General features: G+C 62.3%; 17 protein-coding genes and 1 pseudogene. 10 read left to right on the top strand and 8 right to left on the bottom strand.

The window, feature by feature from the left end; translation table 11 throughout:
• Positions 1-4 precede the first annotated feature (4 nt).
• From ACF8R4_RS16335 to ACF8R4_RS16315, 5 genes are all read right to left on the bottom strand, one after another.
• On the bottom strand, positions 5-883 hold the full coding sequence (locus tag ACF8R4_RS16335; protein WP_392492915.1) for a DUF4123 domain-containing protein: 879 nt from the start codon (positions 881-883) through the stop codon (positions 5-7).
• Complete coding sequence (locus ACF8R4_RS16330; RefSeq protein WP_060499909.1) at positions 883-3,063, bottom strand: type VI secretion system Vgr family protein; 2,181 nt, start codon at positions 3,061-3,063, stop codon at positions 883-885. The genes ACF8R4_RS16335 and ACF8R4_RS16330 overlap by 1 nt, the downstream gene beginning before the upstream one ends.
• Before the next feature lie 13 nt (positions 3,064-3,076).
• Positions 3,077-3,925, bottom strand: a complete 849-nt coding sequence (gene icmH / locus ACF8R4_RS16325) for a type IVB secretion system protein IcmH/DotU (RefSeq protein WP_060499910.1) — start codon at positions 3,923-3,925, stop codon at positions 3,077-3,079.
• Positions 3,926-4,171: 246 nt separating this feature from the next.
• Positions 4,172-4,990: a phosphatase PAP2 family protein gene (locus ACF8R4_RS16320; RefSeq protein ID WP_060499911.1), complete on the bottom strand. Its 819-nt coding sequence runs from the start codon at positions 4,988-4,990 to the stop codon at positions 4,172-4,174.
• Between the two features lie 2 nt (positions 4,991-4,992).
• The gene (locus ACF8R4_RS16315; protein WP_060499912.1) at positions 4,993-5,682 is read right to left on the bottom strand and encodes a histidine phosphatase family protein; all 690 of its coding nucleotides are present in this window, start codon (positions 5,680-5,682) and stop codon (positions 4,993-4,995) included.
• A gap of 276 nt (positions 5,683-5,958) precedes the next feature.
• Here ACF8R4_RS16315 and ACF8R4_RS16310 point away from each other — a divergent pair, with 276 nt between their 5' ends.
• The 8 genes from ACF8R4_RS16310 (at position 5,959) to ACF8R4_RS16275 (ending at position 15,115) form a co-directional block, all read left to right on the top strand.
• On the top strand, positions 5,959-6,708 hold the full coding sequence (locus ACF8R4_RS16310; RefSeq protein WP_060499913.1) for a gluconate 2-dehydrogenase subunit 3 family protein: 750 nt from the start codon (positions 5,959-5,961) through the stop codon (positions 6,706-6,708).
• A gap of 3 nt (positions 6,709-6,711) precedes the next feature.
• On the top strand, positions 6,712-8,496 hold the full coding sequence (locus ACF8R4_RS16305; protein WP_060499914.1) for a GMC family oxidoreductase: 1,785 nt from the start codon (positions 6,712-6,714) through the stop codon (positions 8,494-8,496).
• A gap of 12 nt (positions 8,497-8,508) precedes the next feature.
• Positions 8,509-9,756 (top strand): cytochrome c, encoded by a 1,248-nt coding sequence (locus ACF8R4_RS16300; protein WP_060499915.1) that lies wholly within the window; start codon positions 8,509-8,511, stop codon positions 9,754-9,756.
• A 220-nt stretch (positions 9,757-9,976) separates the two neighbouring features.
• Complete coding sequence (gene ptxS / locus ACF8R4_RS16295) at positions 9,977-10,996, top strand: transcriptional regulator PtxS (RefSeq protein WP_060499916.1); 1,020 nt, start codon at positions 9,977-9,979, stop codon at positions 10,994-10,996.
• A gap of 66 nt (positions 10,997-11,062) precedes the next feature.
• A complete protein-coding gene (locus tag ACF8R4_RS16290; protein ID WP_392492911.1) occupies positions 11,063-11,836 on the top strand; it encodes a sugar phosphate isomerase/epimerase family protein in 774 nt (257 codons plus the stop codon).
• On the top strand, positions 11,829-12,779 hold the full coding sequence (locus ACF8R4_RS16285) for a sugar kinase (RefSeq protein ID WP_060499918.1): 951 nt from the start codon (positions 11,829-11,831) through the stop codon (positions 12,777-12,779). The genes ACF8R4_RS16290 and ACF8R4_RS16285 overlap by 8 nt, the downstream gene beginning before the upstream one ends.
• 58 nt (positions 12,780-12,837) lie before the next feature.
• Positions 12,838-14,130 carry an MFS transporter gene (locus ACF8R4_RS16280; RefSeq protein ID WP_392492910.1) on the top strand — a complete coding sequence of 431 codons (1,293 nt, stop codon included), beginning with the start codon at positions 12,838-12,840 and terminating at the stop codon, positions 14,128-14,130.
• Positions 14,131-14,140: 10 nt separating this feature from the next.
• Complete coding sequence (locus tag ACF8R4_RS16275) at positions 14,141-15,115, top strand: D-glycerate dehydrogenase (protein ID WP_060499920.1); 975 nt, start codon at positions 14,141-14,143, stop codon at positions 15,113-15,115.
• Positions 15,116-15,164: 49 nt separating this feature from the next.
• Here ACF8R4_RS16275 and ACF8R4_RS16270 read toward each other — a convergent pair whose 3' ends face one another.
• Both ACF8R4_RS16270 and ACF8R4_RS16265 read right to left on the bottom strand, forming a co-directional pair.
• Positions 15,165-16,130, bottom strand: a complete 966-nt coding sequence (locus ACF8R4_RS16270; protein WP_060499921.1) for an endonuclease — start codon at positions 16,128-16,130, stop codon at positions 15,165-15,167.
• Between the two features lie 203 nt (positions 16,131-16,333).
• Positions 16,334-17,518 carry an MFS transporter gene (locus ACF8R4_RS16265; RefSeq protein WP_060499922.1) on the bottom strand — a complete coding sequence of 395 codons (1,185 nt, stop codon included), beginning with the start codon at positions 17,516-17,518 and terminating at the stop codon, positions 16,334-16,336.
• 254 nt (positions 17,519-17,772) lie between these two features.
• Here ACF8R4_RS16265 and ACF8R4_RS16260 point away from each other — a divergent pair.
• Positions 17,773-17,891: pseudogene (locus ACF8R4_RS16260) on the top strand (alpha/beta hydrolase); the annotation flags it as partial.
• Between the two features lie 15 nt (positions 17,892-17,906).
• Here ACF8R4_RS16260 and ACF8R4_RS16255 read toward each other — a convergent pair.
• Positions 17,907-18,788 carry a LysR family transcriptional regulator gene (locus ACF8R4_RS16255; protein WP_392492909.1) on the bottom strand — a complete coding sequence of 294 codons (882 nt, stop codon included), beginning with the start codon at positions 18,786-18,788 and terminating at the stop codon, positions 17,907-17,909.
• A 170-nt stretch (positions 18,789-18,958) separates the two neighbouring features.
• Between ACF8R4_RS16255 and ACF8R4_RS16250 the strand changes: the two genes are divergently transcribed.
• The coding region (locus ACF8R4_RS16250; RefSeq protein ID WP_392492907.1) for an acetolactate synthase large subunit at positions 18,959-20,215 on the top strand (1,257 nt) is incomplete at its 3' end.

Below are 20,215 nucleotides of genomic sequence, written 5' to 3'. Positions count from 1 at the left end.
TACCTCAGTCCTTGGCGTGCAAGCATCGCTGCACGTTGTCGATCAGGGGTGTTTGCTGCGTGCGGGTAGCCGCGATTGCGTCTTGCCAGGCAGGCGTTTCAGATAGTTGTTCACCGTTGCGGGCCATCATCAGCACATAGCTGATCAAGTCCTGCTCGCGGTCCAGCCCTTGTTCACGGGCCTGATTCAGGTGGTGTTGAATCAGCTCAACCCGCGTACCGTGGCAGACAGCCGTCAAGGCCGGGCAGGACGGCTCGTGCTTCAGCATTTCGGCAAGTTGATAGCTCAGCGGGTCGCCGGCCAAGGCTGCCCAGCAGTCTTCGCTCAGGGTGATGGGCGGGACAGGGATCATGCGAGGCTGGTCGCCGCCAGCGATTTGCACCCACAACCTCTTGTGCGGATGCGCCACCGGGGCCCACCAGCAATGAATGGGCGCCAACCACTCGGCCACGCCAGGCAACTCGCGGCAGGTATCCAACACTTGCAGGACGGCTGCGGTGTGGTAGCGCAACAGGTAAGCGTGGCCATCCGGCCCGGTAACGGAGTTGGCTTGGCTCAAGTGCTGTACAAGCTGGGCGGCTGGCAGCGCGCTGACGATCCAGCCACTCACCGCACCCGTTGCACGTTGCTCCAGCTGCCAGTGGAAATCGTACTGGCCTGAGACATCGGAACCTGGCCTGGAGCCGAACAACCAGGGGCCTACCGCGCGTAAATTGCTGAATTGAGCTTGTTGCAACAAAGGCCAGCAGCGCCCCGTGTAATGTTGGGTCAGCGTTTCCCGGGCCCGGGGTGAAAGGTTGGCCATTTCAACGACGGCACTTAGGCGATAGCGGTCGGATGTGCGTAGCACTTCTACCATTGCTCTGATAAATGGGCTGGGCATCAGCTGGCACCCTCCATGGGAATCATGTTGTGGCCGTCGGCGATGGCTTTGAGCAAGCAACTCAAACAAATCGGCTCCCCAGGCTCAGGTACGCCCGCAGTGGCAGTCATGCGCTGGCTGCCCTTGGCCTGCTGGCTGATCGGCCCCTTGAAGTCCAGCGCAAGGCCGTCCAGCGTGATGCCGGCGCCGTCGATTCGCAGAAGACCTGCCGGGCTTCTGATCGTCAGGCTTTCGCTGACCTGGATGTCGTAAACCTTGGTGGTATGCCGAATAGCCTCGCCGGTCTGCAATGTGCTGTGACCGGCCACGACTTGTTCTAGATGGCCACCGATCTCTACCGTGTGGTTGGCCTTGGTGAGGTCCTGCCGGTGATTGCCGACGTGTTCGATTCGGTCCTTGCCTGTGGTGATGGTGTGGGTGCGGCCAATGCTCAGGCTGTCGTCATTGCCAACTTCATGTGTCCGGTTCTGGCCGATGCTTACGGTCTCGTTCCGGGCAACGTCTTCAAGACGGTCCTGCCCAATCGAAATCGTTTCGTCCCGTTCGACGCGTTCGGTGCGATCGTTGCCCACCTGCGTGGTCTCGTCGTGCTTGACGATGTTGTTCTGGTCCCGCTGGGCATGGATGAACACTTCCTCTTTGCCCAGTTCGTCCTCGAAACGCAGTTCGTTGTAACCATCACCTTTATGGGTCTGGCTCTTGATGGTCATGCGTGTCTTGTGTTCGGGCAGGTCGTAGGGCGGTAACTGATCACCGCAGTAGGTGCGCCCGGTGATCATCGGCTGGTCCGGGTCGCCGTTGACGTACTGGATGATCACGTCCTGGCCGATGCGCGGAATGGCCATCGAGCCCCAACTGCCACCGGCCCAGCCCTGCGACACGCGTACCCAGCAGGAGCTGAACTCGTTGTTCTGGCTTTCACGGTCCCACGGGAAGCTGACTTTCACCCGGCCCCATTGGTCGCAATAGATTTCTTCGCCCTTCGGCCCGACCACCGTGGCCATGTGCGGCCCGTCGATGCGCGGCCGGGGCAACGGGGCCGGCCGCCATTCGGTTCTGCCGGGGACCAGCACGGCGTCCTGCTTGTAGCGTGTGCCTTGCCGGGCAGCTGCGGCTTCCTCTTGCAAGCTGGTGAACTGGACGCCTTCGTGGTGCACGCGGTTGACCCGCCAATGCAGGTTCAGGTCTTCGCGCGGGTGCTCGATCAGGGTGAAACTCAGGCCCGGTTGCAGGCGTACATCGTCGCCTTCCACCTCGGCCATACGGGCGTCATGGCGCAGGGCGGTGATGCGGGTGGCGGTGAAGGGTACGCCGACCGCCTCACGCTTGTAACGACCGGGATAGTCGAAGCGTTCGTAGGCGGTGGACTGGTGCGTCAGGTCGTTGCCCTGCGCACGCTGTTCCAGGCGGTACGCCGGGTGGGTGAAGGTGTAGTCGCGCTGCACCTGGCGGGCGGTACGCACCTGTTCGCTGTAGCGCAGGCGGCGCAGGCAAGGCCTGGGCTGATTGCCGCCGCTGGTGGCATGGTACAGCACCTGGTTGGGGTCGATGTCGTCCGGCTCGAAGAAGCCGCCGTCATCATCGTCGGCCTGAATGGCGCCCCGGCTAATCTGCCCCAGCGCCAGCAACCGGTCGGTGATGATCAGCGTGTGGCCTTTGGGCGTGTGTTCGAAGCGGTAGACGAAGCCCTCTTCGGCAGCCAGCCGGGCGATGAAGTCGAGGTCGGTTTCACCGGCCTGCACGCAAAACTCGCGCACCTCGTGTTTGTCGATGCTCTTCAGCGTGTAGCCGGTGATGCCCTGGCGCTCGAGCATGATCTGCAGAATCTGTGGCACGGTTTTCTGCTGGAAGATGCGCCAGTTCGAGCGCAGCCCCGCGCGGGCCAGCACGGGTTCGACCAGAGCCCGGTAACGGGTGCGGTGAAAGCCCGTTTCGCCCTGGCTGAAGGTGCTGACCAGCCCATGCACATAGCGCAGCGGGCGCTCACCACGCCAGATCGTGAACAGCACCGGCTTGTCGAGCAACTGGCCGAAGTCGACATCGTCTTCGAAGCTGATCAGTTCCAGCTGCAACTGGAATGGCGTGCTGATGGCCTCGTCCAACTCGAACGACACCACCTCAAACTCGCTGCGGCCAACCAGCGGCTGGAAGGTAAAACGCAAATCGGTTTGGCTAGGCATGTGGCGTCCCCCACTACTGCTGCAAGATGGCGTCGAGCGATTGCAGGACTTCGGCGGTGATCAGGTCGAGGCGGTAGCTGTAGTAGCTGTAGGTGCAGACCATGGCGATGGCCGAGAGCACCAGCGGGCTCCACCAGGGCCACTCCCAGCGCCGCCCGCGGTAGGGGCGATGGACGACGTTGGTGTAGGGATCGCAGACGGCTTCGGGGGTGGGACCGCGCAGTTCGCGGATGACCTTGTGCATGCGCGAGATCAGGGCCTTGATGATGTCGTCACACTTGGGGTCGAGGGCGTGCTTGCCGCGCAGGCCCAGGCAAATGCAGAAGTACAGGAACTCCAGTACATCCTGGAATTCCTTGGGCGACTGCATGACCCGCTCGAGCAGCACGAAGATTTTTTCGCCGCCCTGGGTTTCGTCGTGGAAGATGCTGAGCAGGGGCTCGTGGCTCCAGCACGAATTGTTGCCCCAGGGGCGGCTCATCACGGCCTCGTCCAGGAACAGACACAGGGCGTAGGAGTAGACTTCCTGCTGGGCAACGGGGTAGCCGTGCTGCCGGATTTCTTCGCGGATGTTGCGGACCTGGTTCTGCACGGTCTTGTGCACGTAGGCGATGTTGGGCAGGTCATCCAGTGTGTTCAGGCGAATGGCCAGGCCGAACAGCGGGGTGGCGGCGTCGAGCATCAGGTTCTCAAAGCCGCCGCGTAGCTGGAACTGCGGGTCGGCGGGGTAGCCGAGCGGTTCCGTGGCGTGTTCAGGGCCTGCCCCGCTGTGAGGCTCCTGGACAGCCTCTATATCCTCGAGCAGAATTGGCTTTTTCATGGCGGGCACAGGCTTGTCAGTGCCGTCGGACTGTCTGGACATCCTTAATCCTCGTCAGTTAACAGATCAGGCTCACGCAATGACCCCGCACTTTCCATGCGGTCGCGCACAAGTATCTTGCGAAAGCCTGAAGACTAACGAGGATTCAATAGGCAGGGGAGATTGAAACTTCCTAAAGCGCTGTAGGAAGTTTCGCTAAGTTTTATTTTACAAGTATTATTAGCAACTAAGTGGATGACAGGTGCCTGTCAGATTCCACTATCCCCGTGGCTGGGAGACAAGGCCGCTCTACAAGGGCTGCGCCATGGCAGCTTCATGAATGACCGGGCTGTGTTCTGACGCCTGCAACGCGGTGCGGCCATAGAAGAACAACGCCGTTACCCAGGTTGTCAGCCAGACAAAGATCCCCGCCCAGAATGTATGCGACATATAGTGCCAGCCCTGCAGTACCCGTGTTGTGCCATACACGAACCCGATCAGCAGAATGACCGCCAGCAACTTGCGCGCCTGTGCCCAGCGATGACGCAATGCCACGAAATACAGCGCCAGCAAGGTAAACCCGCTGGAGGCATGGCCGCCCGGCCAGCAGCGGCCATCGCCGGCCTTGTTCCACCAGGAGAAGTTCTCGAACCATTCAACGCGGGCCTGCGTACCGCCATACAGTGTGGTCTCCACCGGGCAATACACACTGGTATGGCTTTTCAGGTAATGAATCACGGTCGTGCTCAGGGCAAACGCCACAACCACGAACAGCAAGTCGCGCCGGTGTTGGGTGGTGAAGCGCAGCACGGGTGCGATACGGGCTTTTTCCAGCGCCCGGGTCAGGCCCAGTTGGGGGCGGTTGGCCAGGCGCGGCCAGATGAACGACAGCAAGCTGCCGATGACGGCCAGTTCACCTGTCCAGTCCGGCAGGATGCGCGGCCACTTGTGGGTGACCTTCTCGAACCACTGATTGTGCAGCAGCGGGAACTGACCGGTGGCGGGGTCGAGCAGCAGGTTGCTGATCCAGCGATCGAGCTCGGTGAGGTCGAATGCCATGAACACGATAGCGGCCAGCAACAGCGGCAGTAGCAGGTTATTGCGGTAGAACGCGGCGCGGGAGGGCATGTTCACATTTCCTTGGCATCAACGAGTTTGCGCCATTCACTGGCAGCCATCTGGCCCAGCAGCGTTGTCTTGCCATCGCTGCCCTGGGTGATGAACAGGGCACTGGCATAGCTGTTCGACGTCGCGCTGGCGGGCACCTGGAGCGCTTGCTCCAGCTGCTCCATGCAACCGCTGTGGCTGACCAGCACAAGGTTGTGGCCGGCCCGCTTGTGGCCAAAGGCGTTATCGGCAAAGTGCCCGTCACACTGGTTAAGCCAGCCTTGCGTGGCAACGGTTTTACCAAACATGGCTTGTGCGGTTTGTCGGGTGCGCACCTCCGGGCTGCTCCACACGTCGGATGACGCCAGGCCAAGGTGTTGCAGGCTTTGGCCTACAGCGGCGGCCACCTGGCTGCCCGCAACCGTAATGCCGGTGGGGTCGCCCAGGCAGGCACCTCTGGACCGGTCGCAGCGTTCGGCATGGCGCAGCACCACAATCACCGAGCCTTTTGCCCAAGCGGCCTCCAGCGCACTGCGTTGCAGGTGGTGCGGGTTGCCCAGGTTGGGGACGGCCGTGCGGGCATGCGCCCAGGCTGCTGCCACGCCCAGGATGAACAGCAGGCACAAGACTGCGAATAGCGCTGTACCCCAAGGTAACCGGTATACCTGCACACGGTGTGAGGCGGGGGATTTGTCGATAACGCCTTGCAGCATGTTTGCCACTCCAGTCAGCTCGCTCCATTACGAGAGCGTCGGCACTGTAGGTAGCAGGATGTCGGTAGAGAGTGAGGCAGATGTGAAAAATGCCTTGGCCCGACAGATCTCTAGCGTTGCTGCAGAGATGAGAAGTCAACCATGAAACCGGTTTCAAAACATTTCTGAACGCGCTAGATTATTCGGCTGTCTTCTTGATGGCCTATCAAGATCACCTCTCCAATGAAAATCAGATGGCGCTTATCAAGGCCGCCCCAAAGCCGATGAGGATTCCCAATGCCTGAGCATGCCCCAGACAACCCGCGCAGGGATTTTCTGCGCAAGACCTTGACCCTGATCCCTGTCGTTACCGTGGCCAGCACAGGGCTGGGCGTGGGTGCCAGCCAACTGCTTGCGGCCCCGCAACCGCAGCAACAGCCAGCGAAAGTGCCGGCCACGCCACCGGCGGGTAACTATCAGCCGACATTTTTCAGCGCCGAAGAGTGGGCGTTTCTGCAAGCCGCCGTGTCCCGCATCATTCCGGCCGACGAGCTTGGCCCCGGCGCGCTGGAAGCCGGCGCTGCCGAATTCATCGACCGGCAGATGAACACGCCGTACGCCACTGGCGCACAGTGGTACATGCAAGGCCCTTTCAACGCCGACGCAGCGCCAGAGCTGGGCTATCAGTTGCAGCTCAGCCCGCAGCAAATCTACCGCCTGGGCATCGCTGCCGTGGACGGCTGGTGCAAGGCCAATTCCGGGCAAGTTTTTGCTGAGCAAGATAGCGCTACCCGAGACCGTATTCTCGGCAAGATCGAGGCCGGAGAGCTGGTTTTCGACACCGTGCCGGCCAAGGTGTTTTTCAGCTTGCTGGTGCAGAACACCCGCGAAGGGTTTTTCTGCGACCCGATCCATGGCGGCAACAAAGGCATGGTCGGCTGGACCCAGATCGGCTTCCCCGGCGCCCGCGCCGACTTCATGGACTGGGTCGAGCGCAACGAGCCTTACCCGTTCCCGGCTGTATCGATCCGCGGCGAGAGGGCCTGAGGCATGGCGACTGTGTTGAACAAAGTGGATGCGGTGATCGTCGGCTTCGGCTGGGCCGGTGCGATCATGGCCAAGGAACTGACCGAGGCCGGGCTGCAGGTGGTGGCGCTGGAACGTGGGCCGATGCAGGACACCTACCCGGAAGGCAGCTACCCGCAGGTGATCGACGAGTTGACCTACAGCGTGCGCAAGAAGCTGTTCGTCGACGTGTCTAAAGAAACCGTCACTGTCCGCCACAGCATGAACGATGTGGCACTGCCCAATCGTCAGCTCGGCGCTTTCTTGCCGGGCAAGGGTGTGGGCGGCGCGGGCTTACATTGGTCGGGTGTGCACTTTCGGGTAGACCCGGTCGAGTTGCGCATGCGCAGCCATTACGAAGAGCGATACGGGCGAAAGTTCATCCCCGACGACATGACCATCCAGGACTTTGGCGTCACTTACGAGGAGCTGGAGCCGTACTTCGACTTCGCTGAGAAGGTGTTCGGCACCTCTGGCCAGGCCTGGACCGTCAACGGCCAGGTCGTGGGCGAAGGGAAGGGCGGCAACCCCTATGCGCCGGACCGATCGAGCCCGTTCCCGCTGCCTGCGCAGAAGAACGTGGTGTCGGCCAGGTTGTTCGAAAAGGCCGCCACCAGCTTGGGCTACAAGCCTTACAACCTGCCATCGGCCAACACCTCCGGGCCATACACCAACCCTTACGGGGCACAGATGGGGCCGTGCAACTTCTGTGGTTTTTGCAGCGGGTACGTGTGCTACATGTACTCCAAAGCCTCGCCCAACGTGAATATTTTGCCGGCGCTGCGCCAAGTGCCCAACTTCGAGCTGCGGCCCAATGCCCATGTGCTGCGGGTGAACCTGGACGACAGCAAGCGCAAGGCCACCGGCGTCACCTACATCGATGCCCAGGGGCGCGAGGTAGAGCAGCCTGCGGAGTTGGTGATACTGGCGGCGTTCCAGTTCAATAACGTTCGCCTGATGCTGCTTTCCGGCATTGGCAAGCCTTACGACCCGGTGAAGAACGAAGGCGTGGTCGGGCGTAACTTTGCCTATCAGAACATGGGCACGGTCAAGGCGTTCTTCGACAAGGACACCTACACCAATAATTTCATCGGCGCGGGTGGCAACGGCATCGCCATCGACGATTTCAACGCCGACAACTTCGACCATGGCCCGCACGGCTTCGTCGGCGGCTCACCGATGTGGGTGAACCAGGCTGGCAGCCGGCCGATTGCCGGCACCGCCAACCCGCCGGGCACGCCGGCATGGGGCAGCGCGTGGAAGAAAGCCACTGCCGACTACTACACCCACCAGGTATCGATGGACGCCCATGGCGCCCACCAGTCGTACCGCGGCAATTACCTGGACCTGGACCCGACTTACCGCGACGCCTATGGCCAACCGCTGCTGCGCATGACCTTTGACTGGCAGGAAAACGACATCAGGATGAACCAGTTCATGGTCGACAAGCTGAGCAAGATCGCCCAGGCGATGAATCCCAAGTCCATTGCGGTACTGGGCAAGAAGGTCAAAGACCACTTCAACACCGCCAGCTATCAGACCACCCACCTGAACGGCGGCGCGATCATGGGCACCGACCCCAAGACCAGCGCACTGAACCGTTACCTGCAAAGCTGGGACGTGCATAACGTGTTTGTCCCGGGCGCTTCGGCGTTCCCTCAGGGCCTGGGGTACAACCCGACCGGGCTGGTGGCCGCGTTGACCTACTGGTCGGCCCGCGCCATCCGCGAGCAGTACCTGAAAAACCCCGGCCCGCTGGTCCAGGCTTGAGGAGCGATGAGCATGAAGACAATGTTGATCGCAACCCTGCTGCTCGGGGCCACGACGGCTGTGCAAGCCACCGCGAATGATGATGCCCAGGTGCGCCAGGGCGAGTACCTGGCCCGTGCCGGTGACTGTGTGGCCTGCCATACCGCCAAGGGCGGCCAGCCCTTCGCCGGCGGGCTGCCGATGGAAACGCCGATCGGCACGGTGTACTCCACCAACATCACCCCGGCGGCCAGCGGCATTGGCCAGTACAGCTTCGAAGACTTCGACCAGGCCGTGCGCAAGGGCATCCGCAAGGACGGCAGCACCCTATACCCAGCCATGCCATACCCGTCTTATGCGCGCGTCAGCGAGCAAGACATGCAGGCGCTGTACGCCTACTTCATGAAGGGCGTGGTGCCCGTCGAACAGGCGAACAAGGCCAGCGACATCCCCTGGCCGCTGAGTATGCGCTGGCCGCTGGCTGCCTGGCGCGGCCTTTTCGCGCCCGAGGCCAAGCCGTGGCAGGCAATGGCTGCTGCCGACCCGGTGGTGAACCGTGGTGCGTACCTGGTCGAGGGCCTTGGCCACTGTGGTGCCTGCCATACACCGCGGGCGCTGACCATGCAGGAAAAGGCGCTGAGCCCGGCAGATGGCGAGCAGTTTCTGGCCGGCAGCGCTCCGCTGGAAGGCTGGATTGCCAAGAACCTGCGTGGCGACCACAAGGACGGCCTGGGCAGCTGGAGCGAAGCGCAGCTGGTGCAGTTTCTCAAGACTGGGCGCAGTGATCGCAGCGCCGTGTTCGGTGGCATGAGCGACGTGGTCGAGCACAGCATGCAGTACCTGAGCGATGCCGACCTGACCGCGATCGCCCGTTACCTGAAGACCCTGCCGCCGAGCAACCCTGAAGACCGGCCGCACGTCTATGACAAGCAGGTGGCAGATGCGCTGTGGAAGGGCGATGACAGCAAGCCAGGGGCGGCGGTGTACATCGACAATTGCGCAGCCTGCCACCGTACCGATGGCCAGGGTTACACCCGCGTGTTCCCGGCTTTGGCCGGCAACCCGGTGGTGCAGACGGCGGATGCCACGTCGCTGATCCATGTGGTGTTGGCAGGGGGCACGGTACCGGCGACGCACACGGCGCCTTCGAATTTCACCATGCCGGCGTTTGGCTGGCGCCTGAGCGACCAGGAGGTTGCCGAGGTGGTGAATTTCATCAGGAGCAGCTGGGGCAACCAGGGAAGCGCCGTCACGGCCGGTGATGTGAAGTCGCTTCGCTGACTCCTCTAGCTGCACCCAGATCCACTGTGGGAGCGGGTGAACCCGTTCCCACAGTTTTTTGGTTGAAATTGCATTTGCATCAATCAGTTAATTTACTTATCTAACCTCGAATATTATGTTTGTTTCAACATTGCCGACCAACGGAAGGTTGACGAACTGCCGCAGTTTTGCTGTATTGAAACCGGTTTCATCGCAATCACAACAATCATAAGGACTGCCTATGACCGACGCGCCTGCCCATGCCCGCGAACGGGTCACCATCAGCGAAGTAGCGCGTGTCGCTGGCGTTTCAAAAGCCACCGTTTCCCGTTACATCGGTGGTGACCGTCAGTTGCTGGCCGACGCCACGGCCAAGCGCCTGGAAGAAGTCATCGAGCGGCTTGGCTATCGCCCCAACCAGATGGCCCGAGGCCTCAAGCGCGGCCAGACGCGACTGATCGGCATGCTGGTAGCCGATATTCTCAACCCCTATTCAGTGGCCGTGATGCATGGCGTGGAAACCGCCTGCCGTCAGCACGGTTACAGCCTGGTGGTGTGCAACACCAACCGCGACGACGAGCAGGAGCGTCACCACCTGGTGGCCCTGCAGAGCTACAACGTCGAAGGGCTGATCGTGAACACCCTTGGCCATCACCCCGGCGAACTGCTCAACCTGCAGCGTGACATCCCCATGGTGCTGGTCGATCGCCAATTGCCCGAGCTGAATGTCGACCTGGTTGGCCTGGACAATGCCGATGCGGTCGAGCAGGCCCTCGACCACCTGCAGGCACAGGGCTACCGCGATATTTTGGCGGTCAGCGAACCCCTCGATGGCACCAGCTCACGCCTGGAGCGGGTGCAGGCATTCAGCACGTCGGTCAGCCGTCGTGCCGGCATGCGCCAGCAGGTGCTGGAAATCGATGCCGGGCTGGAGGGGCAACTGGCGTCATTCCTGGCCAGCCGTGGCCATGGCCCGCAAGCCATCTTCACCTTCAACGGCGTTGCAACCCTGGCAGTGACCCGGGCCTTGCACGAGGCCGGGCGCAACCTGTTTGCCGACGTCGGGCTGATCGCCCTCGACGACCTTGACTGGTACCCCTTGGTCGGTAATGGCATCACTGCACTGGCGCAACCCACCGAGCGTATCGGTGTGGCGGCTTTCGAAAGCCTGCTTGGCCGCCTGCGTGGCGACAGCGGGGCGGCCCGGCGCATCGACTTCAAGGCCGAGCTGATCATCCGAGGTTCAACCCAACCCCAATAAGCAACGGCAGGCTGGCGCCTGCTGCTGTCGACTAAAAATGAAACCGGTTTCATAAGGACAAGAACAATGCACACGAACCCCGTTTCCATCAGCCTCTCCAGCTACGGCGCCGACTTCGTGCGGCAACGTGGTCAGGAGCAGTTCCTTGACCTGCTGGCAGCCGCTGGCGTTAGCCGTGTGGAGTTGCGCGAAGAACTGTTTGCCAGTGCGCCGGACGCGACAGCGCTGGGTGCTGTCATTGCCGCATTGCGCCTGGAATGCCTGTACTCGACACCCCTGGAGTTGTGGACCGCGCAAGGCGTACCCGACCCGCTTGTGGTGCAGAAGCTGGCGCTCGCCCGTGCGTTTGGCGCGGTAGCGCTCAAGGTGTCCCTGGGGCACTTCAACGCACGTTGCGATGTCGCCGCCCTGGCAGCGCTACTGCCCGCAGAAGGGCCGCTGTTGCTGGTGGAAAACGACCAGACGGAACACGGTGGCAGGATCGAACCCCTGCTGCAGTTCTTCCGGCATGCCGACCCGCTTGGGCTGCGCCTGGGCATGACCTTCGATATTGGCAACTGGCAATGGCAAGACGAGTCTGCAAGGCAAGCCGCGCGTCAACTGGGCCGCTGGGTGCGCTATGTGCATTGCAAGGCTGTGGAGCGCCGGGCCGATGGCCGACGGGTTGCCATACCGCCGCAAGCAACTGACCTGCAAGTATGGGCAACGCTGATGGCCGAGTTCGCCCCCGGCGTGGTGCGCGCTGTCGAATACCCCCTGGTTGGCGACGACCTGCTGGCGCTGACCCGTGCCCAGGTGCGTAGCCTGTCTGCGCTGGGTGCGGAGGTGGCCCATGCATGAGCATGACGTGCTGTGTTTTGGTGAAACCATGGCCATGTTCGTTGCCGAGCAAACCGGCGACCTGGCCAGTGTCGGCCAGTTTGGCAAGCGCATTGCCGGCGCAGACAGCAATGTGGCGATCGGCCTGGCGCGGCTGGGGTTCAATGTGCGCTGGTTGAGCCGGGTCGGTGACGATTCACTGGGCCGTTTCGTGCTCGACAGCCTGCAACGCGAAGGCCTGGACTGCTCCGGCGTGGAAGTGGATAGCCACTGCCCTACGGGCTTTCAGCTCAAGGCCCGCTGCGATGACGGCAGCGACCCGGCTGTGGAGTACTTCCGCCGTGGTTCGGCGGCCAGCAAGTTGTCACCCGAACGGCTACGTGCAGAACTGTTGCAAGCGCGTCACCTGCACGCCACTGGCATTCCGCTGGCGCTGTCGGACAGCTGCCGGGCTCTGTCCCACGCGTTGGTTGACGCCATGCATGCAGCCGGTCGCAGCATCTCGTTCGACCCCAACCTGCGCCCCTCGTTATGGCCTGATCAAAACACCATGGTGCGCGAAATCAATGCCCTGGCGGTCAAGGCCGACTGGGTTTTACCGGGCCTGGAAGAGGGCCGGTTGCTGACCGGCCGGCACACCCCGGCAGATATCGCCGCGTTCTACCTCGACCAAGGGGTTGAGTTGGTGGTGGTCAAGCTGGGCGACGCCGGTGCCTACTTGCGCAGTGCCAAAGGGGAAGGCCAGGTAGCAGCCGTGCCCGTCAGCCGTGTCGTGGACACCGTCGGCGCCGGTGATGCCTTTGCCGTCGGCGTGCTCAGCGCGCTGCTGGAGGGCCGCGCAGTGGCCGAGGCGGTGGCGCGCGGCAACTGGTGCGGCAGCCGTGCCGTGCAGTCACGAGGCGACATGGAAGGGCTGCCGCTGCGCCACGAGCTGGAGGCCTTCGACCTGCGCAGAAGCGCGTGACCTCTTAACCCCGAATCACCTGTTGCAACAAAAACAACAAGCTCAGGAGAAACAAACCATGCAAAGCCAAAGCCTGGCACCTCGCCGCTGGTGGTACATCATCCCGATTGTGTTCGTCACTTACAGCCTGGCGTATCTGGACCGCGCCAATTACGGTTTCGCTGCCGCGTCCGGCATGGCCGAAGACCTGCACATCACCCCGGTGCTGTCTTCGCTGCTGGGCGCACTGTTCTTCCTCGGTTACTTCTTCTTCCAGGTACCTGGCGCCATCTACGCCGAAAAGCGCAGTGTGAAGAAGCTGATTTTCGTCTGCCTGATCCTCTGGGGTGGCCTTGCCACACTCACGGGCATGGTCAGCAACGTCTACATGCTGATTGGCATCCGCTTCCTGCTCGGGGTGGTGGAGGCCGCCGTCATGCCGGCGATGCTGGTATACCTGTGCCATTGGTTCACCCGTGCCGAGCGTTCGCGTGCCAATACCTTCCTGATGCTGGGCAACCCGGTGACCATTCTGTGGATGTCGGTGGTGTCGGGTTACCTCATCAAGCATTACGACTGGCGCTGGATGTTCATCATCGAAGGCCTGCCAGCCGTGATCTGGGCGTTCTTCTGGTGGCGCTTGGTCGACGACCGCCCGGCCCAGGTGAACTGGCTGAGCGAGCAGGAAAAAGAAGCCCTGCGGCAGGTACTGGCTGCCGAGCAGCAGGGCATCAAGCCTGTGAAGAACTACCGCGAAGCGTTCCGTTCGCCGCAGGTAATCATCCTGGCGCTGCAGTACTTCTGCTGGAGCATCGGCGTCTATGGCTTTGTGCTGTGGCTGCCGTCGATCCTCAAGCAGGCGGCCAATGTCGATATCGTGCAGGCCGGCTGGCTGGCCTCGGTGCCGTACCTGGCGGCGGTACTGGCGATGGTGGGCGTGTCCTGGGCGTCGGACCGCCTGCAAAAGCGAAAGCGCTTTGTCTGGCCGCCGCTGTTGGTGGCCGCGGTGGCGTTCTATGGCTCGTACGCCTTGGGCAGTGAGCATTTCTGGCTGTCGTACGCGTTGCTGGTGCTGGCCGGCGCCTGCATGTATGCACCCTATGGCCCGTTCTTCGCAATCGTGCCCGAGATCCTGCCGGCGAACGTCGCAGGCGGGGCCATGGCGCTGATCAACAGCATGGGCGCGCTGGGTTCGTTCGGCGGCTCGTGGCTGGTGGGCTACCTCAATGGCGCCACCGGCGGGCCGGGCGCTTCTTACCTGTTCATGTGCGGCGCGTTGCTGACCGCCGTGGCGCTTACCGCCGCACTCAATACGTCACAGACATCCGGCCGGGCCAAGCGCAACAGCACGCGGCTGGCCATGAACCCTTAGGAAACCTGCAATGAAGAAGCGAATCGTCCTGTATAAACGCCTGTCTGACGACTTGATGACCCGCCTGCAAGATCGCGTCGAGGTCACCTGGGTGGATACCGCCCGGCCCGACGGCCTGGCCCGCCTGCGCGACGCGTTGCCGGGCGCGCATGGCTTGCTGGGTGCCAGCCTGCGCCTGGATGCCAGCCTGCTCGACCTGGCGCCGCAGCTGGAAGTGGTGTCCAGCGTATCGGTCGGCGTGGACAACTATGACATTGCCGAGCTCAGCCGGCGCGGCGTGATGCTGACCAACACGCCCGACGTGCTGACCGAGACCACTGCCGATACGGGGTTTGCCTTAATCCTGGCCACTGCCAGGCGGGTGGTGGAATTGGCGAACTGGGTACGTGAAGGCCACTGGCAAGCCAACCTGGGGCCGGCGCATTTTGGCTGTGACGTGCATGGCAAGACACTGGGCATCATCGGCATGGGCCGCATCGGCGAGGCCTTGGCCCGGCGAGCGGCTGCCGGCTTCGGGATGCGCGTGCTTTACCAAAGCCAGCGGCCCAAGCCCGAGGTGGAGGCGCGCTATGCCGCGCGCCAGTGCAGCCTGGATGAGTTGTTGCAGCAGGCGGACTTCGTGTGCCTGACCGTGCCGCTGAGTGCCAGCACCGAAGGCCTGATTGGCGCCCGGGAGCTGGCGCTGATGAAGCCTGAGGCGATCCTGGTGAACATCTCGCGAGGGCGTGTGGTGGATGAGCCTGCGCTGGTCGATGCGCTGCGGGCCAAGCGCATACGGGGTGCGGGGCTGGATGTATTCGTGCAGGAGCCGCTGTCCACAGATTCGCCGCTGCTGCAGCTGGATAACGTGGTAGCGACTCCCCACATCGGCTCGGCAACCCAGGAGACACGCCAGGCCATGGCGCGTTGCGCGGTAGACAACCTGCTCAGCGCGCTGGCCGGCGAACGGCCGGCGAACCTGGTGAATGAGGTGTGCAGGTCGTGAGAGCAAGGGGCCGCCATACGGCCCCGTTGCTGTGCAGCTGAGCGGGCGCTTATCGGCAATTACCGGCTTTGCGATAGCCCGCAGCCTGCGCCTCACCCTCGGTGGCGAAGGTCACCTGGTTCTTCGCGGCTACCTGGTTGTAGCCCGGGCAGCCAACAGACAGGTGATACACATGGCTGTTGCGGTTGCCAAGCACAGCCCCGACTGACTCGGCGCTGGCCAGGCTCGGTTTGGCCTGTGCCTTGGTCGCTTTAGCCGGCACCGCTTGCACCACACCACTGCCCGCCGGCTTGTAGTCGGCAGTCCATTTGCGTTCTCCACTCACGAACGGGTTGGCATGGCCCATGATCGCGGCAATCCGGCGGTCGCGTTCTTTTTCCCAGGCCGACACCGGGTGCTGCTTGTCCCACGCCATCAACAGCTGTTGCTGCTGGCGCGACATGCTTAGTTGGTAGCGGTCGAACATGTAGAACGTGGTACGCGCCACCAGACCTTTCACTTCATCACGCGGCTCTGCAGCGCGCTGGACGAAATCGACCTTGGTGGTGCACTGGCCGTATTCGCCGGCATTGCCGGCAACCATGCCGTAGTTGAAGTTGCTGCGGTCACCATTCACCTCGCCCACTGCCGGGTACAGGTTGAACAGGTCGGCTTCCATGGCACGAAACACCGGGTCGTTGTCCACGCAGTGCTCGCGGCCGCCGTTTTTCCAGCACTGACGCTGGTTGCCGAAGGTGTAGGCGGGCACGATGTGTTCCCACTCGGTACGCTCGGCGCGGTTCTGCTGCTTGCGGGTCTGGTAACCACACGAGGCTGCATCGATGCGCCCGCCGGACTTGCCCACCCAGGTCCACTTGCAACCGCAGTACAGGTCGCCCATGGCGCTGCTGGCCTGGTCCAGGTACACCTTCTCCTTGGCCACCACCTTGGCTTCGGTGAAGGTTGCCGGCGGGTTGGCCAAGGCGGGTAGGGTAAAGGAAAACAGTAAGGTTACGGCGTAAAGCAGTGATTTCATGAGAAAAACATATTTCAGGATGGGGCGCGCATTGTAATGGTTTCCCCGGGGCTGGCCAGCTCGCGGAGCCACACCAGGGGTCGGCCTGGGTCGTCGCTGGCCATAACGCTCCAGCATCTGCAACTCTGTGGCCAGCAACGAGCGCAGTGCCGGCGTATCACCCCGCCAGTCAGCGTTTCGCGCACCCGGTGGGCGCGGGTATTTCAATGGCCGCCTTTCATCCGTCGTGCCACCAGATAAATCCCCAACCCGACCAGTGCCGTCGCCGCGCCAATGAAGCCGGTACTTGTCCAGCCCATGCCTGCGGTAATCGCCATGCCACCCAGCCACGGCCCCAATGCATTGGCCAGGTTGAACGCCGCATGGTTCGATGCCGCTGCCAGGCTGGGTGCTTCATGGGCAATGTCCATCAGGCGGATCTGCAGCGGCGCTGCCAGGGCGATCATGGTACCCACCAGGCCGATTCCCAACAGCAGGCTCCACAGCGCCTGGGCGGCGAAGGTGAAGAACAGCAGTACGGCAATCGACCACACCAGCACCAGCCCCACCGCGCGGAACTGCAGGCGATCAAACAGATTGCCGCCCGCGATGTTGCCGACGATACCGCCCACGCCGAACGCCGCCAGGCCGAACGGAATCCACTGTGGTGACACCTGGGTTACTTGCAGCATGGTCGGTGCCAGGTAGCTGAATACACAGAACATGCCGGCAAAGCCGATCGAAGCGATGGCCAGCGCCATCCATACCTGTGGGAGGGCGAAGGCTTGCAGCTCCTTGCACGGGTCGCTGCGGACTTCGTCGTGGCGCTGGGGCACGAAGCGCCACACCAGGGCGATGGTGCACAGGGCAATCGCGCCGACCAGCACGAATGCCGAACGCCAGCCGAAGTACTGGCCCAGGAAGGTGGCCACCGGGTTGCCCAGCAACATGGCCAAGGTCAGGCCCATCATCACCCGGGCAACGGCACCCGCTCGGTGGTCCTTCGCCACCATGCTCGAGGCCACCACTGCGGCAATGCCGAAGTAGGCGCCGTGGGGCAGGCCGCTGATGAAGCGGAAGGCGACCAGGCCGCTGAACGAGGGGGCAAAGGCCGTTGCCAGGTTGCCCAGCGCATACAGCAGCATCAACAGCAACAACATGTGCTTGCGCAGCAGTCTGGCACCCAGAATCGCCAGTGTCGGTGCGCCAACCATCACCCCCAGTGCATAGGCGCTGATGGCGTGGCCCACCTGCGGCTCGCTCAATTGCAGGTTGTTGGCGATGTCGGGCATCAGGCCCATGATGGCGAACTCGCCGGTGCCGATGGCGAAGCTGCCCAACGCCATGGCGGCTTCCATCTTGGCGACGGTGGTTGTGCTGGGGAGAGGGGGGGGGGCCTGGACTGACATCGGGATCCTTACTGAAACATGCTGAAACGTTCAAGGCGGGATCATAGTCAATCTACGGCCGTAACGTCGAGAAAGCCGGCCGGCTTCCTCGCGCGTCTGTTGGGTTCAGGCAGGTTCTGCGTACAGCCATTTTTTACCGGAGTGGACGGCAGGAGTACAAACGTACTCCAATACTTGTGCCTGCTCTTTTAGACTGCCGCTTGCGTGCGCCGACATCCGGCCCGCCTTTCATTTGGCTTGCATGGACAAGAACGATGTCGGATACACCACGTAACTCGTTACTGATCGATGGGCCGGTCGGCCAGATCGAACTGCTGATCGACCATCCGGCCGGACCACCCAAGGGGGGGTGTTGGTCAGTCATCCACAGCCCCGCAACAGGCTGGCCTCAACGTTCCAGGTAATGTGTATGCGCGGCAAAATCGATGAACCGCTTGCTGGCCAGCGACAGGTATTCCCCCGACCGCCAGCACAGGCGGAAGCTCATCAGCTGCGCTGGCCGGAACGGCACCCCGACGATGCCGGGTGTGCGCTGCTGTACCGAGCGCAGCAGGGTCGCCACGCCCATGTTGTCCAGCGCGGCCTGCACCACCAGCGAGACAAAGTTGCTCTGCAGCGCCACCTGGTAAGTAATGCCATGTTCGGCGAAGAACGCGTCCAGCAGGTGACGTTGCACGAACGTTCGGTCGAACACCACCATGTCGGTATTGCGCAGGTCTTCCGCCGTGAGGAAGGCTTTGCCGGCATAGGCGTGGTCGGGGTGCATGCACGCCAGCATCTCGTCACTGCCCAGCAGGATCGACTCCTTGTCGGGCGGCACGCGCCTGGATTCCAGCAGTGCCAGGTCGATCTCACGCTGTTCCAGGCGGTGGCCAATGTCCTCGGCACTGCCTTCGAACACGGTCATGGCAATGCCGGGGTACAGCTTGCGAAAGGCATTCATCAAGCCGGGCACATAGTGCAGGCCGAACATCGGAGGAATACCCAGACGCACTTCGCCGCGTTTCAGGTCGGCCATGTCGCGCAGCTCTTGCCGGGCGACATCCATCTCACGCAGGGCCGATGCAATGCGCGGCAGAAACTGTTCGCCTTCGGCGGTGAGGATCACTTTGCGCGTGGTGCGGTTGAACAGGGTCACGCCCAGTTCTTCTTCCAGCCGGGTTACGGCCATGCTCAGTGCCGGCTGGGCGATGTGCAGGTGCTGCGCGGCTTTGGTGAAGCTGCCCTGGCGCACGATCTCGACGCAGCAGCGCAATGCCTTGAGGTTCATTGAGGCGTTCTACCATTCATAACAAGCTGTGATGCTAAGCATCATAACAATATATTTATTATTATTAACCAGAGGGCCTACGATGCGCGCCACTGAGACATCCTGCAACATCTCAGTCACGCAGTGGAATAACGCTGCAATCCCACAAAGATTTTGAGGTAGTACCCCAAATGGCCAAGGCCGCCGATGTCGTTGTGCAATGCCTGGAAAACGAAGGTGTCGAGTATGTGTTCGGCATTCCTGGTGAGGAAAACCTCGACCTGCTCGAATCCCTGCGCAAGTCGAAGATCAAGCTGGTACTGACCCGTCACGAGCAGTCTGCAGGCTTTATGGCCGCCACCTATGGCCGTCTGACCGGCAAGACCGGCGTCAGCCTGTCGACCCTCGGCCCTGGCGCCACCAACCTGGTTACTGCCAGTGCCTACGCCTACCTGGGCGGCATGCCGATGATGATGATCACCGGCCAGAAGCCGATCAAGAAGTCCAAGCAGGGCCGCTTCCAGATCATCGACGTGTGCGGCATGATGGACCCCATCACCAAGTACACCCACCAGTTCGCCTCGGCTGACAACATCCCGTCACGCATGCGCGAAGCCTTCCGGCTGGCCGAAGAAGAAAAGCCGGGTGCGGTACACCTGGAGCTGCCGGAAGACATCGCCGCCGAGCAGACCGATGCACTGCCGATCCCGCGCAGCCTGCACCGCCGCCCGCTGGCCGAGCATGTGGCCATCGAAGCCGCCGTCGAGAAGCTGCTCAACGCCCGTAACCCGATCCTGGTGATCGGTGCTGGCGCCAACCGCAAGATGACCGCCAAGGTTCTCAAGCAACTGATCGACAAGACCGGCATCCCGTTCATCACCACCCAGATGGGTAAAGGTGTGGTCGACGAGCGCCACCCACGCTTCCTGGGCAACGCCGCGCTGTCGTCCGGCGATTTTGTGCATCGTGCGGTTGAAGCCGCCGACCTGATCATCAACATCGGCCACGATGTGATCGAGAAGCCGCCATTCTTCATGGTGCGTGGTGGCACCGAAGTCATCCACATCAACTTCCGTTCCGCCGAAGTCGATGCCGTGTACTTCCCGCAGGTCGAAGTGATCGGCGATATCGCCAACGCCGTGTGGCAGATCAGCGAAGCGCTGAACGACACCTCGCACTGGGACTTCACTCGCCTGATGGCCATCCGTGAAGCCAACGAAGCGCAAATCGCCGAAGGCGCCGACGACAACCGCTTCCCGGTCTACCCGCAGCGCCTGGTTGCCGACATCCGTCGCGTGCTGCCGTCCGAAGGCATCGTTGCCCTGGACAACGGCATCTACAAGATCTGGTTCGCCCGTAACTACAAGGCGCACAAGCCAAACACCGTGCTGCTGGACAACGCCCTGGCGACCATGGGTGCCGGCCTGCCATCGGCCATGGCAGCACAC

Source organism: Pseudomonas sp. FYR_2, from assembly GCF_043106425.1.
Classification (GTDB): domain Bacteria; phylum Pseudomonadota; class Gammaproteobacteria; order Pseudomonadales; family Pseudomonadaceae; genus Aquipseudomonas; species Aquipseudomonas monteilii.
The sequence above is the reverse complement of the archived record's forward strand: the minus strand, read 5'-3'. Positions and strand labels throughout refer to the sequence as shown.

Coding starts and splice junctions, on each gene's coding strand:
- ACF8R4_RS16335 (WP_392492915.1), bottom strand. CDS start 883: ATGCCCAGCCCATTTATCAGAGCAATGGTAGAAGTGCTACGCACATCC.
- ACF8R4_RS16330 (WP_060499909.1), bottom strand. CDS start 3,063: ATGCCTAGCCAAACCGATTTGCGTTTTACCTTCCAGCCGCTGGTTGGC.
- icmH (WP_060499910.1), bottom strand. CDS start 3,925: ATGTCCAGACAGTCCGACGGCACTGACAAGCCTGTGCCCGCCATGAAA.
- ACF8R4_RS16320 (WP_060499911.1), bottom strand. CDS start 4,990: ATGCCCTCCCGCGCCGCGTTCTACCGCAATAACCTGCTACTGCCGCTG.
- ACF8R4_RS16315 (WP_060499912.1), bottom strand. CDS start 5,682: ATGCTGCAAGGCGTTATCGACAAATCCCCCGCCTCACACCGTGTGCAG.
- ACF8R4_RS16310 (WP_060499913.1), top strand. CDS start 5,959: ATGCCTGAGCATGCCCCAGACAACCCGCGCAGGGATTTTCTGCGCAAG.
- ACF8R4_RS16305 (WP_060499914.1), top strand. CDS start 6,712: ATGGCGACTGTGTTGAACAAAGTGGATGCGGTGATCGTCGGCTTCGGC.
- ACF8R4_RS16300 (WP_060499915.1), top strand. CDS start 8,509: ATGAAGACAATGTTGATCGCAACCCTGCTGCTCGGGGCCACGACGGCT.
- ptxS (WP_060499916.1), top strand. CDS start 9,977: ATGACCGACGCGCCTGCCCATGCCCGCGAACGGGTCACCATCAGCGAA.
- ACF8R4_RS16290 (WP_392492911.1), top strand. CDS start 11,063: ATGCACACGAACCCCGTTTCCATCAGCCTCTCCAGCTACGGCGCCGAC.
- ACF8R4_RS16285 (WP_060499918.1), top strand. CDS start 11,829: ATGCATGAGCATGACGTGCTGTGTTTTGGTGAAACCATGGCCATGTTC.
- ACF8R4_RS16280 (WP_392492910.1), top strand. CDS start 12,838: ATGCAAAGCCAAAGCCTGGCACCTCGCCGCTGGTGGTACATCATCCCG.
- ACF8R4_RS16275 (WP_060499920.1), top strand. CDS start 14,141: ATGAAGAAGCGAATCGTCCTGTATAAACGCCTGTCTGACGACTTGATG.
- ACF8R4_RS16270 (WP_060499921.1), bottom strand. CDS start 16,130: ATGAAATCACTGCTTTACGCCGTAACCTTACTGTTTTCCTTTACCCTA.
- ACF8R4_RS16265 (WP_060499922.1), bottom strand. CDS start 17,518: ATGTCAGTCCAGGCCCCCCCCCCTCTCCCCAGCACAACCACCGTCGCC.
- ACF8R4_RS16255 (WP_392492909.1), bottom strand. CDS start 18,788: ATGAACCTCAAGGCATTGCGCTGCTGCGTCGAGATCGTGCGCCAGGGC.